Annotated in this window: 10 protein-coding genes; 4 read left to right on the top strand and 6 right to left on the bottom strand. The window is 32.2% G+C overall.

Going from position 1 to position 14,442, the window contains the following annotated elements; translation table 11 throughout:
* Positions 1-38 precede the first annotated feature (38 nt).
* Complete coding sequence (aroC, locus tag V6251_RS00445; protein ID WP_341586498.1) at positions 39-1,100, bottom strand: chorismate synthase; 1,062 nt, start codon at positions 1,098-1,100, stop codon at positions 39-41.
* Between the two features lie 182 nt (positions 1,101-1,282).
* Between aroC and V6251_RS00440 the strand changes: the two genes are divergently transcribed.
* Together V6251_RS00440 and V6251_RS00435 are read left to right on the top strand one after the other, a co-directional pair.
* On the top strand, positions 1,283-2,128 hold the full coding sequence (locus V6251_RS00440) for a UDP-2,3-diacylglucosamine diphosphatase (protein ID WP_341586497.1): 846 nt from the start codon (positions 1,283-1,285) through the stop codon (positions 2,126-2,128).
* Between the two features lie 56 nt (positions 2,129-2,184).
* The gene (locus V6251_RS00435) at positions 2,185-3,024 is read left to right on the top strand and encodes a hypothetical protein (protein ID WP_341586496.1); all 840 of its coding nucleotides are present in this window, start codon (positions 2,185-2,187) and stop codon (positions 3,022-3,024) included.
* Here V6251_RS00435 and V6251_RS00430 read toward each other — a convergent pair whose 3' ends face one another.
* Positions 3,025-5,913 carry an FAD-binding and (Fe-S)-binding domain-containing protein gene (locus V6251_RS00430; protein WP_341586495.1) on the bottom strand — a complete coding sequence of 963 codons (2,889 nt, stop codon included), beginning with the start codon at positions 5,911-5,913 and terminating at the stop codon, positions 3,025-3,027.
* Between the two features lie 160 nt (positions 5,914-6,073).
* On the opposite strand from V6251_RS00430, the gene V6251_RS00425 reads away from it, so the two are divergent.
* Positions 6,074-7,714 carry an OmpA family protein gene (locus tag V6251_RS00425; protein WP_341586494.1) on the top strand — a complete coding sequence of 547 codons (1,641 nt, stop codon included), beginning with the start codon at positions 6,074-6,076 and terminating at the stop codon, positions 7,712-7,714.
* A gap of 181 nt (positions 7,715-7,895) precedes the next feature.
* Complete coding sequence (locus tag V6251_RS00420) at positions 7,896-8,372, top strand: hypothetical protein (protein ID WP_341586493.1); 477 nt, start codon at positions 7,896-7,898, stop codon at positions 8,370-8,372.
* A 57-nt stretch (positions 8,373-8,429) separates the two neighbouring features.
* Here V6251_RS00420 and bshA read toward each other — a convergent pair whose 3' ends face one another.
* From bshA to serB, 4 genes are all read right to left on the bottom strand, one after another.
* A complete protein-coding gene (gene bshA / locus V6251_RS00415; protein ID WP_341586492.1) occupies positions 8,430-9,569 on the bottom strand; it encodes an N-acetyl-alpha-D-glucosaminyl L-malate synthase BshA in 1,140 nt (379 codons plus the stop codon).
* A 53-nt stretch (positions 9,570-9,622) separates the two neighbouring features.
* A complete protein-coding gene (locus tag V6251_RS00410) occupies positions 9,623-12,544 on the bottom strand; it encodes a glycoside hydrolase family 3 N-terminal domain-containing protein (protein ID WP_341586491.1) in 2,922 nt (973 codons plus the stop codon).
* A gap of 156 nt (positions 12,545-12,700) precedes the next feature.
* Entirely contained in the window at positions 12,701-13,186 is a 486-nt protein-coding gene (locus tag V6251_RS00405) for an ABC transporter ATPase (RefSeq protein ID WP_292945681.1), read from the bottom strand.
* Between the two features lie 12 nt (positions 13,187-13,198).
* Positions 13,199-14,422, bottom strand: a complete 1,224-nt coding sequence (gene serB / locus V6251_RS00400; RefSeq protein ID WP_028282222.1) for a phosphoserine phosphatase SerB — start codon at positions 14,420-14,422, stop codon at positions 13,199-13,201.
* Between the last annotated feature and the right edge of the window lie 20 nt (positions 14,423-14,442).

Here is a 14,442-nt window from a genome sequence, read left to right as displayed (position 1 = left end):
TTAAATATTATAAACTAAGTTATTAGACTATATTTTATTTAAGAATATGTCTTATTGATCAATAAATAATCAGCTAATACTAAAGCTGCCATAGCTTCCACAATAGGTACAGCTCTTGGTACTACACAAGGATCATGTCTTCCTTTTCCTTGCATTTCTACTATTTCACCGGCTCTATTAATGGTTTCATATTTTTGTATTAAAGTAGCCACAGGTTTAAATGCAACTCTAAAATAAATATCCATTCCGTTACTAATACCACCTTGTATACCTCCTGATAGGTTAGTTTTTGTGCTTCCGTCAATATTAAATAAGTCGTTATGCTCGCTACCTTTCATTTTAGCACCACAAAATCCGCTACCAAATTCAAAACCTTTAACAGCATTAATGGATAACATTGCTTTGCCTAATTCGGCATGCAGTTTATCAAAAACAGGTTCGCCTAAACCTATTGGTACATTTTGAAGCACACAAGTTACTGTACCTCCAATAGTATCACCTTCTTTACGGATTTGTTTAATACGTGTAATCATTTTTTCAGCTATAGCTGAATCCGGACAACGCACAGCATTGCTTTCAATTTTAGTGAAATCTAAATCTTGATACGGTTTGTCTATAAATATATCTCCAACTGAAGACGTAAAAGCATTAATTTTTACATTTTTTAAAACTTGCTTAGCAATTGCGCCTGCAACGACACGACTAGCAGTTTCTCTGGCAGAACTACGACCTCCTCCTCTATAATCTCTTAAACCATATTTTTTTTCGTAGACATAATCTGCGTGACTTGGTCTATAACTATCTTTGATGTGCGAATAGTCATGAGATTTTTGATTAGAGTTTTCGATAATAAATCCAATTGGCGTACCTGTTGTAACGCCTTCAAATATTCCTGACAAAAATTTAACTTCATCTGGCTCTTTACGCTGAGTTACAATTGCAGACTGGCCTGGTTTACGTCTATTCATTTCCGTTTGGATAGCCTCCAAATCTATTTCTATTCCTGGAGGACATCCATCAATAATTCCTCCAATAGCTACACCATGAGATTCTCCAAAAGTGGTGAGTTTAAATAAGTTTCCGAAGCTATTACCTGCCATAAATAAATTAATTTACGCTAATGTAATCATAAATAATAGTCAAACAAAACCAATATAATTTCAACTTATAAAAATTGGTAATGATATCTTAACAATTAGCTTATAATTAGATAATTATGCAATAATGTTAGATTAACACTACAATTTGATATTTGCATTAGTAATCAAGAAACTAAACCGTATTGAAATTAAAAAGAAAAGTTGAAGTTGTAGTCATATCAGATGTCCATTTAGGTACTTATGGTTGTCATGCTAAACAATTGTTGACTTACTTAAGTAGCGTTGATCCTAAACATTTAATACTAAATGGTGATATTATAGATATCTGGCAGTTTAACAAACGTTATTTTCCCAAATCACACATGCAAGTTATAAAAAAGATAGTCTCTTTAGCTGCAAAAGGCACCAAAGTGACTTATATAACTGGTAATCATGATGAAATGCTGAGAAAATTTACAGACTCAGAGATTGGAAATATATCCATTGTTAACAAATTGGTACTAGAATTAGACGGTAAAAAAGCATGGTTTTTTCATGGTGATGTTTTTGACGCGTCCATACAAAGCGCCAAATGGCTAGCTAAATTAGGCGCTTACGGTTATGACCTTTTAATATTAATTAATAAAGTCTTTAATTGGATATTGGTAACTTTAGGTAAAGAACGCTATTCATTATCTAAAAAAATAAAAAGTAGTGTCAAAGGTGCTGTACGCTTTATTAGTAATTTTGAAAAAACAGCGACAGACTTAGCCATAGAAAATGGTTATGATTACGTTATTTGTGGTCATATCCACCAACCAAAAAATGAAATAGTTGAAACTAAAAAAGGCACCACAAACTATTTAAACTCTGGAGATTGGGTAGAAAATTTTACAGCTTTGGAGTATCAATTTAAACGTTGGAAATTATATAGATATAGTGAGGATAAATTATCTGCTTTTTTTGCTGATGAAGACATTAAAGAGATGTCAGAGCAAGAATTAATTGCAGCTATAACCATTATGAAGCCTTTTAAAACATCTAAATAAGCGATAATTTTGGAGTTTGTTATAGTTTGTGTTAATTTGTTAAAAATTACATACCTATGACTTTTTCTAAATTTACATCTTTAATAATTTTAAGTATTATTTTAGTTGGCTGCTCTAGCGACACTACCGATGATAGTCCTGCGATGTCACAACAACAATTTGAAGGTGATTTTTTTCCTTTAAACACATTAAATTCTTGGGATTATAATATTGTAAATACCGACAATAATACTGGTTTAGATACACCAAGTGAAGATGAATTAATGGTTGAAAGCCAATCCTCAAACGGTTACACATTATCTGTTAACCAAGGTGGAATCGCTAACGGAACCATGAGTGGTATATTGACTAGTGGCGAATTATCTAGAACCCAAACGACTTTAGCTGCTAACGGTACGGTAGCTTTACCTATTGATGGTTTTGATTTTCAAATTGAACTTGACAATGCATTATTATACAATACACAAGCAAATAACGGAACGCAATTATCTATACAAACTGGGTCCTTTACACAAGATTTAGAAGGGTATCCTGTAACCATAAATTACACTTTAAAAAGTAAACAATTACAAAACTTAAATAGCCTAGATGTAAATGGTGTAACCTATAATACAGTGACGTCTTCTAATATTAGTTTAGAGTTATCTGTGACTACTGAAGTTACCATTATAGTAGCTCAAACCATTTCAATACTAGACACACAACAAGTCCTATCTGTTAATAGTTTTTATGCTGAAAATGTAGGTTTAATTAAAGCAGAAGCTAATACTAATTATCAGCTAAATCCTGAAACTGCCACATTATTAAATCAATTAGGTGCAGATTTAGGCGCTTTACAAACCTCACTTTCTATTACTAACACACAAGTTTTATCGGATTATAACGTATCAGAATAACTATAGCAAAGCCTTTTTTAATATAGTAACTGGATGGTATGCAATGCGTTGTGTACCATCTTTTATTTGATGCCTACAACTTGTACCATTAGCGCTAATTATTGTAGTTTCAGGTGCTTTTCTTACAGCAGGAAACAATGTTTGCTCACCTATTTGCATACTTATCTTATAATGCTCTTTTTCGTAACCAAAACTACCAGCCATACCACAGCAACCACTAGGTATTATAGTTACTTTATAATTTTTTGGAAGATTTAAAACATTAAAACTATGGATTTGGTTTGATTGTGCCTTTTGATGGCAATGACCATGAAATTTAATCACTTCTGCTTCGGATGTAAATTGTTCTGAAGTAATGTTTCCAATAGCAATTTCGTTAGATAAAAAGGCTTCAATTAAAAATGTGTTTTTAGCAATTGCTTCCGCAGAAATTTTATCAGATACCAACCTTGGGTATTCATCTTTAAAAGTTAAAATCGCTGAAGGTTCAATACCTATTAAAGGTGAATTTTCAGTGATTATATTTTTGAATAAACTAACGTTTTTTTCGGCTACTTTTTTAGCCTGATCTAATAAGCCTTTAGATATAAAAGCACGTCCTGACTCCGCGTTATTAATTAGTTTAACATCATAGTTTAAAGCATATAAAAGTTGGATAGCATCTTCACCTATGTTAGCGTCTAATTGATTAGTAAACTCGTCATTAAACAAATAAACTGTTTTTGTTTTTTTAACTACAAATGACTTATTTTTAAATGATTGATATACCCTATCTAAAGTATTACTTGACAATAAAGGTAAACTTCTTTGTTTAGCAATACCAAAAGTTTTTTTAATTAATGAAGCAGTAATCTTATTAGAAAACATAAAATTTGTCAAGCCTATTAAGGGTCTTCCTATTTGATTTAATTTATTATTATAAGCAAATAGTTTGGTCCTAATAGACACCCCATTTTCTTTTTGAAATTGGTATAAAAACTCTGCTTTTAAACTAGCAACATCAACACTACTTGGACACTCACTTGCACATGCTTTACAACTTAAACATAAATCAAAAACAGACTTTAATTCTATGTGATTAAACTTATTATTTTTATCAGAATTGGTTAAATATTCACGTAATGCATTGGCTCTTGCTCTTGTGGTATCTTTTTCGTTTTTAGTTGCTCTGTAACTTGGACACATGGTACCACCAAACTCAGGTAATTTTCTGCAATCACCAGAACCATTACATTTTTCTGCTTCACGTAAAATACCTTCAGACTTAGAAAAATCTAGAAGAGTTGTTATTTCAGGCTCCTCTTTATCTGGTTGGTATCTCAAGTTTTTATCCATAGGATAAGCATCGACAATCTTTCCTGGATTAAAAATATTGTTAGGATCAAAACTTGATTTTATTTGTCTTAATAATTGATAGTTATTACTACCAATCATAAGCTCAACAAACTCACCTCTAACAATACCATCACCATGCTCTCCACTAAAGGATCCATTATACTTTTTAACTAAATGCGCTACATCAGTTGTAATTTGCCTAAAAAGCTTAACGTCATCTGATTGTTTTAAATCTAAAATTGGGCGCAAATGCAATTCTCCTGCTCCTGCATGCGCATAATACACAGCTTTTTGGTTGTAATTAGCCATTAATTGTGTGAAATCTGCTATATAATTAGCTAAATCAGGTAATGCAACAGCAGTATCCTCTATACAAGCTACTGCTTTTTTATCTCCAATCATATTACCCATTAAGCCCAAACCTGCACTTCTTAGATTATTAGCCTTATCAATTTGGTCTTCTATTAATATAGGGTAAGCATAGCTTGCTGTATTTGATTTAGATATATTAATTAAGTCATTAGCTTGTTGTTTTGCTTGCTCTAATGTTACTCCTCTAACCTCACACATAAGAATTGCTTCGGGATCACCTTGAATAAAAAACCGATTGTCTTCTTGCGTTTTATTATACTTGGTTAAGTCTAAAATGGTTTTATCCATCATTTCGCAAGTATATAAATCATGCTCCATTACTGGCTGTACAGCATTTAAACACTCTTTAATAGAATTAAAATGCATTGCAATCATAATCCGATTTAGAAGAGGCAAAACATCTAATTGTAATGTTATTTGCGTAGTAAAAGCTAAGGTACCTTCGCTTCCTGATAGTAATTTACAGATGTTAAAACTCTCATCCTTAACTAATTCATCTATCGCATAACCAGTGTTACGCCTATGTATTTCAGGTTTTGGGAAGTGTTTTATTATTTCCGCTTTAGCGTCATCATTAAATAAATCGCTTTGTAATTGCCTATAGATCTGACCTTCTAAATTGTTAAGCTTTAATTTTTCTTGTATTTGAGATTTAGTTAAATCTTTAAAAACAGCAACACTACCATCACTTAAAATAGTCTCTAGAACTAATACTTTATCTCTTGTAACACCATATTTAATTGATGTTGTTCCTGATGAATTATTACCAACCATTCCACCAATCATACATCGATTTGAGGTTGATGTGTTAGGGCCAAAAAATAAACCAAAAGGTTTTAGATAATTATTTAATTGGTCACGAACTACACCTGGTTGCACAGTTACTGTTTTGTTTTTTTTATCAAAGGAAACAATAGCATTAAAATATTTGGATACATCTACTATTATGCCTTCTCCAACACATTGTCCTGCTAGAGATGTACCTGCAGTCCTAGGTATTAATGCTGTTTTATTTCGTGTAGCAAACTGTATTAGCAATTTTAAATCGTCACTATTTTTGGGGTAAGCTACAGCTATAGGTAGCATTCTGTAAACCGAAGCATCTGTAGCATAAATAGATTTGGTTAAATCATCATAAAACAAATCACCTAACAAGCTGTTTTTTAGACTATTTAAATCCATAAAGCTAAATAAAACTAAAATTAAGTTAAAAAAAACGGTGTTTTAGCGCATTAATAATACACTTTATCGATAACCGTTATTAAGTTATCTAACAAAAATACTAAAGCTTATTAGAAAAATATCTTTGTATTAGTAATTATTAACTTAAAACAATAAATAAATGGCAACAAATCTATTAAATCTATTTAAAGATCAATTATCTGATGATGTACTTGGTAACGTTTCTTCACTTTTAGGAGGAGAACAAAAGGACACCATCCAAAAAGGACTTATGGCTGCAGCTCCTGCTTTGTTGGGAGGAATAATGGACAAAGCCTCTTCGCCTGAAGGTGCTAAATCTATTTTTAGCATGTTAGGAGACGGAAGCACTGTTGACAACTTAGCAAGTACAATTGGAGTTGGTGGCGCACAATCGGAAGGGTTTTTAAACAAAGGATTAGATTTTGTCAAAAATATATTAGGAGAAAAAGCTTCAGGAGTTATAGACTTGGTAAGCTCTGTATCTGGAATGGGTAAAGATTCGTCTTCATCTATTTTAAATGTTGCAGGTTCTGTTTTAGGAGGAGTCTTAGGAAAGCAAAAAGCTTCAGGGATGGATTTAGGAAGCTTTGTAGGTTTACTATCAAATCAAGGTAGTTTTCTTGATAAGTTTGCTCCTGCTGGATTAGCTTCATTATTAGGTCTAAGTTCATTTTCAGGAATTTCTGATAAATTAGGAAGCTTAGCTAGTGGTGCTTTAGGGTTTGCTGGAAACACTGGAAAAGCTGCTGTTGATGGTGCTGGTAAAATTATTGGTGGTGCTGCAGGAATGGCTGGAGATGCGGGAAAATCCGTTATTGGTGGTGCAGGTAAAGTTGTAGGAGGAGCTGCAGGATTAGCTGGTAATGCAGGTAAAGCTGCTTTTAGTGGAGCAAGCAAAGTTACAGGAGCTGCTGCTAACACAGCTAATAATACTGTAAAGTCGGGAGGATCTTTACTAAAAAAGATTTTACCTTGGGCAATAGGTATTATCGGATTGTTACTAGCTTTCTTTTTAATAAAAGGATGTGATAGTGAAAAATCTATAATGGATAATGTAAAAGATGCAGCTAATGAAACTACTGGAGCAATTAAAAATACTGCCAATGGAGTAACTGATGCTGCAGGAAACGTTGTAGATGCTTCTGGTAACGCGATAAATAACACAGTTGATGCTGCAGGAAACGTTGTAAATGCTACTGGTAATGCTATTGGTAAAACAGTAGACGCAGCAGGTAATGCTGTTGATGCAGCTGGAAACACAATTGGTAATGTTGCTGGAGGAATAGTTGATGCTTCTGGAAATGTAGTCAATGCTTTTGGTGAAGCTATTGGAAACTTTTTTAGCTCTGATTTACCTAATGGAACAAAATTAAATATACCTGAAGGCGGATTTGAAGATAACTTTTTAGGCTATATCAAAGACGGAAAAATGGAAGCTGGTAAATACTACGCTTTTGATAGATTATATTTTAATACAGGATCTTCATCTTTAGATGCTAATTCCATGAATCAAATTGAAAATGTAGCAGCAATTATGAAAGCTTACCCTAAAGTAAATATCTTATTTAGAGGCCACACAGACAATACTGGATCTGTAGAAGGAAACAAAAATTTATCTGCTAGTAGAGCATTATCTGTTAAAAATACATTAGTTGAAATGGGAGTCACTTCGGCACGTATAAATACACAAGGCATGGGATCTATTGATCCTATAGCTGACAATGCAACTGCAGAAGGACGTGCTAAAAATAGAAGAATTGATGTTTCTGTTGTAAAATAGAATATCATAGTTAGTTAGTTTTAGTTTACTAAAGGCTGATAAACAACTGTTTATCAGCCTTTTTTTTGTTAATAAATTTTATATTTTTAACAAAAAATAAGTTAACTTGATAATATATTAGAGCGTTATAATCTTTAATCGGATTTTAAACGTACATACATTAACTAATAAATTAATTAACATGAAAAAATACTTTTTATTTGCTTTTGCAATTTTTGGATTTGCAACAATTACTTACGCTCAGGATATTTCTGATAATGCTATTGGTTTACGTTTAGGTGATAGCGATGGTTTTGGAGCTGAAGTCTCTTATCAACGTGCTTTAGGAGATAATAATAGATTAGAAGTAGATTTAGGATGGCGTTCTGGAAGTGCTTATGATGGATTTAAACTAGCTGGTTTATACCAATGGGTTTGGGTCTTAGATGGCGACTTTAATTGGTATGCTGGAGTTGGTGGTGGTGTTGGATCGTATAGTTTTGACAACAAAGCTTTTGACGACGAAACATTTGTTTTTGCAGCTGGAGATATAGGTATAGAATACAATTTTGATATTCCGTTACAATTATCTTTAGACTTTAGACCAGAATTAGGTTTTGGAGATTACAGAGATGATTTAGATTTTGATATTGCATTAGGAATCCGTTATAGATTTTAAATCAACACTATATTTATATAAAAAAACCACCTAAAAAGGTGGTTTTTTTATATACTATTATTTTAAAATCTTACACTTGTTTAGTGTTTTTTGATAGATAGCTTCATATTGTGGTACAATCTGATGAATATCAAAAGTTTTAGCCTGCTCCTTGGCATTTGCTTTAAACTGTTTTAAAACTGAATCGTCTTTAAGTATCTTTATAGCGTTTTTACTCATACTATCTACATCTCCAACATTACTTAAATAACCGGAAAAACCTTCTTTATTCACCTCAGGTATACCTCCTGTATTACTAGATATTACAGGTACTCCTGAAGCCATAGCTTCTAAAGCTGATAATCCAAAGCTTTCGGTTTTACTTGGTAATAAAAACAAATCGGAGAAGCAAAGTATCCTATCAATCTCATTACTATTTCCAAAAAATACTACCTTATCGCTTATACCTAATTTTTCGCATAAACGCTCAGCAGGTTCTTTTTCTGGACCTTCACCTACCATCATTAATTTAGCAGGAATTTCTTTTTGAATATTATTAAAAATATTAATCACATCAGGAATACGCTTTACTTCACGCATATTACTAATATGTGTAATAATTTTTTCATTATCGTTAGCCATCATTCCACGTTGACAGTCCGTAAAATTATGACTAAACTTATTAATATCTATAAAATTAGTGACTACGTTTATTTCATTTTTAATATCAAATAAACGCAAGGTATCATCTTTTAAGCTCTGCGATACTGCAGTTACAGCATCTGATTTATTAATACTAAATGTAACAGCTGGTTTATAAAACGGATGACTACCTACTAGTGTAATATCTGTTCCATGTAACGTGGTTACGATAGGTAAATAAATGTCATCTTCTCTTAACATTTTTTGAGCCATATAAGCTGCGTATGCATGTGGTATTGCATAATGCACGTGTAAAACTTCTATTTGATGAAGCTTAACCATATCTACCAATTTACTAGATAATGCTAACTCATAAGGTTGATAATGAAACAAAGGATATTCAGGTACATTAACTTCATGAAAATGAACATTATTACCTAATAATTCAAGTCTAACAGGTTGATTATATGTAATAAAGTGAATCTCATGACCACGTTTTGACAACTCCAATCCTAACTCTGTTGCTACTACTCCACTTCCTCCAAATGTTGGATAACAAACAATTCCTATTTTCATGTAATCTTTATAGTTTTATAACTTGGTCTATATAATTCAAATAACTTTACAATTTAATCTATAATAGCTTCATAAATTGCTGCCTGAATATTGGTTCTAATATCTTCTCTTAATAATGTATTTGGTCCTTTAGACGTTGGATAGGTCCTATTAGCCATAAATACATATACAATTTCTTGCTCAGGATCTGCCCAAGCATAAGTACCTGTAAATCCTGAATGACCAAAACTAGTCATACTTACACAACCGCAAGTTGGTCCAGCGTCTCCTAATTGTGGCTTATCAAATCCAATACCTCGTCTGTTGTTACTTTCGCAATAATAACAGGTATTAAACTTATCTAAGGTTTCATTTTTAAAATAACGTTTACCACCATAAAATCCTTTTTGTAAATACAATTGCATAATCTTAGCAATATCATTAGCGTTACTAAATACGCCTGCATGACCACCAACACCATCTTGCATTGCTGCTCCCATATCGTGCACGTAACCTTGTACAGTTTGGTAACGGTAATAATCATCATTCTCTGAAGGTACAATTTTAGTGTCACTAATTTTATCATAAGGATTGTACATTGTATTATTAGCACCTAATGATTTATAAAAATGATCCGCAGTTAACTCATCTAAACGTTTACTATAATGAGATTCTATATATTGTTTTAAAATATAATAAGGCAAATCACTATAGCGATATTTTAATCGTGATAATAGCTCTGTATCTTTTATAATAGTATTAATGGAATCTTTATAGTCATCTCTCATGTAAAGCTCTGGAGCAACCTTTACTGTAAATCCCTTACTTCTAGTTTTTCTATAATATTTAGCAGAAGGTTTGCTGGTTTCTGGATCTAAAGTTTTATAATAAAAAGGAATCCATGGTTTTAATTGGGCGTAATGTGACAACATCTTTTTTAAAGTCACATTTTTTTTATTTGAATTTTTGTAAGAAGGTATAATTTCAGAAAGTTTAGTATCTAAAGACACAATACCTTGCTCTTCTAACTCCATTAATAAAGGTAATGTAGCTACAATTTTAGTTAAAGACGCAATGTCATAAATATCATCAGATTCTACTTTGGTCGAACCTTCATAAGTATGTTTACCAAAGGTTTTATTATAAATTACTTTTCCTTTTCTAGCAATCACTAACTGGATTCCTGGTGTCATTTTACCATTAACAGCGTAGTTTGCAATCGAATCAACTTTTTTAAGCGCGTAGCTTGACATACCAACACGCTCTGGTATTGAATACCCCAAACGCTCTAAAGAATTAGCCTGTTTACCATCTCCAACATTAAAAAACTCACCTGCAGAAACTGGTAATGTTCCTTTTGCAGGAATTGCACCAAATAGTAATTGAGCCGATTTTTCTTGAGCTATCTTACTATTTTGATAACTAACCACAACACTTTCAATATTTGTTACTGTGCTTAAATCCAATAAAGCATAAGGCTTAGCAAAGATATCTAAAACCACATTGTTTGTACGTGCTATCTCTTGCAACCAAACTAACTCTTTATTTGTAAATTTATAATCTTTCCATGGGCTATCATTTGATTTATGAAAACCAACGATAACTGTATTGTAAGATTGAAGCTTTGCAATAAGCTCGTCTAAATTATCTGCAGCAATTTCATGAACTTTGGTATATTTTTTTAACTCTTGATAAAATGTACTTCCAGAATCATCTCCTAAGTTAACATAAGCGATTTTTTTAGTTTCAAGATTTCTAAAAGGTAACTGATTACTTGTATCTCTTGCTATGGTTATTGCATTTTCCATTAGCATTTCATATAAAGCGTCGTCCTTAATTCTGTTTAAATCAGAAACTAAATTATACGTTCCAATTGGCTTGTAGTCATTTAAACCTACTTTATATTTAGCCATTAATATTTTTTTAACCGAGTGTGCTAATCGCGCTTCAGTAATTTCATTAGCATTATAAGCCTGAATAAATTTATTTATAGCAGTAGGAACATCTCCTGACATAAGCATGACATCATTACCAGCTTTAAAAGCTGCTAAATCAATATCTCCTGGAGCACTAAAATTGGAAGCACCTTTCATAGTTAATGCATCTGTAAAAATCAAACCTTTAAAGCCTAAACGCTCTTTTAAAATAGATGTGACTATGTTTTCTGATAACGTTGAAGGGTAACCATCTCTAGGCTCTAAGCTTGGTATATTAAGGTGAGCTACCATAACACTAGATAAGCCTTCTTTAATTAATTTTTTATAAGGATACAACTCAACCGAATCAATACGTTTTTCGTCAAAACTAACCGTTGGTAATGTTTTATGAGAGTCTGCTTCCGTATCTCCATGACCAGGAAAATGCTTAGCATTAGCTAATACTCCTGTACTTTGCATACCTTTCATAAAGGCTAAAGCCTTATCTGTCACGTTATCTCTATCTTCTCCAAATGATCTGTTACCAATAATAGGATTATTTGGATTAGTGTTAATATCTACAACTGGAGCAAAATTAAAATGAACTCCAATTCGTTTACAATGTTCTCCTAACTGACGTCCTGTTTGCTCTATTAACTGATTGTTTTTAACAGCACCAAGCGTCATATTCCAAGGAAAAGCATAAGTAGAATCTAAACGCATGCTCAAACCCCATTCTGCATCCATACCAATTAACAATGGTATTTTAGCAGCAGCTTGCAACTCATTATTAAGTTTTGCTTGTCTAACAGGACCTCCTTTTGAGTAAATTAGTCCTCCGATTTTGTTGTCTCTAATTAGATTAACAATATTATTTTTTTCTTGTGGTGATTGACTTGAAAACACCTGAACCATATATAGCTGTCCAATTTTTTCTTCTAAAGACATACTATTATACAGACTATCCACCCATTGTTGTTGGGCTACAGGGTTTTTATCTAATAAAGGGTTAGGTGTATCTTGTGCAACCATGACACAAGTAAAACATAAAAATAAGACGAGGGATTTTAAATATTGCATATACTGAAATTGACTATTATAGTTACACTTTAATGTACAACTAAAAACTATGCCAAATTAGTATATTTATCCCTATTATTAAAAGACTTTAAGATAGATTTATTACCAAATTACCAACCGTTAATCCTAATTTATGCAAGCTTTTTTTAAAGGCTATTAATTTAAAAATCTGTTGTGCCAACTTTCGCTAGCTGGTACTTCCCAACTTTCATTTAACTCTTCAATATTAGTAACTAAGTTATTAAATACAATTGTGTTTTTAGATACCGCTTTTTGTTTAGCCATTTTTCTAAAATCGGTTAAGGTCTTATGTGCTACAAATTCGCCTTGCTTATAAGACACATTCATTTTGTCTAACAAGTCTACATTGTATTCTTTTTCTAATTGCTGAATAAACGTGACAGAAGCATCAATACTACATCCTGTTGCTTTATTTACCTCTTGGTCTAAAGCTAAAATTATAAAACGCTTATATCTAATATCATAGCCAGCTTTTAAGTCGCTACCATGAGCAGTCCAACTTTCGATAAAAATATCTAGTTTAGATTTTATCTCTTCTAATTCGGTATCCGAAAATGAGCGATTAGATTGATAAATCCATACTCTTGATGTTTCTGGTAATGTGTTAAAATCTACTAACATGTTTTTTTATCGTTATTCTATTAAATCTATATGTCTGTCGTGGTATCCTAATAAATATAATACACCATCTAATCCTATACTGGAAATAGCACTTTGGGCATTATTTTTTACTTTTGGTTTGGCATGAAATGCAATACCTAATCCTGCTAGGTTTAGCATTGGCAAGTCATTGGCTCCATCTCCAACTGCAATGGTTTGACTAATATCGATGCCTTCTTTATTAGCTATATCTTGTAAATATTCGGCTTTTTTATTACCATCTACAATCTCTCCAAGATAACCTCCAGTAAGCAAGCCATCTTTTATTTCTAATTGATTGGCATAAACATAATCAATCCCTAATTCTTTTTGTAAATAGTGTCCAAAATAAGTAAAACCACCAGATAAAATGGCTGTTTTAAAACCGTATTTTTTTAAAGTATCTATTAACCGTCTTGCGCCTTTAGTAATTGGTAAATTGATTGCTACGTTATGTAAAACGTCTTCACTTAACCCTTTTAATAATTGCATGCGTTGTTTAAAACTTTCGTTGAAATCAATTTCGCCTTGCATAGCAGACTCTGTAATTGCCTTTACCTCTGCTCCAACTCCTGCTAATTCTGCAAGCTCGTCAATTACTTCGGTTTGTATTAATGTCGAGTCCATATCAAAACATACTAAACGTCTGTTACGTCTGTAAATATTATCTTCTTGAAAAGCAATATCTACATCTAAATCATGAGATATTTGCATGAATTTTTCAGTAAACTCCGCTTTGTTTTCAATTTTACCTCTAATGGATAGTTGTATGGATGCTCTTGGGTATTCTTCTTCTTTAATTAAAGATGTACGTCCAGTTAAACGCTTAATAGCGTCAATATTTAGGTTTTTTTCTGAAATCACTTTAGTTACCTCAGATATTTGTTCTGCAGTTAGTTTTTCTCCTAAAATGGTAATGATATATCTATCCTTACCTTGCAATCCTACCCATTTTTCGTAATCCTCTAAGGATATTGGTGTAAATTTAGCTTTGACACCTAACTCGTAAGCTTTGAATAATAAATCTTTTAAAACTGCTGCTGAGTTGTTACCAGTTTCTATCTCAAACATAAAACCTAATGACAACGTATCATGAATATTAGCCTGACCTATATCTAAAATTTTGGCACCATATTGCGATAAAACGTTAGTTAAACTGGAGGTTAAACCTGGTTTATCTGGTCCTGATATGTTTAGAAGAAATATCTCGTTGGTCATTATTAAACTGCTATTAAAAA

Origin of the sequence: Olleya sp. Ti.3.14 (assembly GCF_038154885.1) — a bacterium.
Classification (GTDB): Bacteria; Bacteroidota; Bacteroidia; order Flavobacteriales; family Flavobacteriaceae; genus Olleya.
The sequence above is the reverse complement of the archived record's forward strand: the minus strand, read 5'-3'. Positions and strand labels throughout refer to the sequence as shown.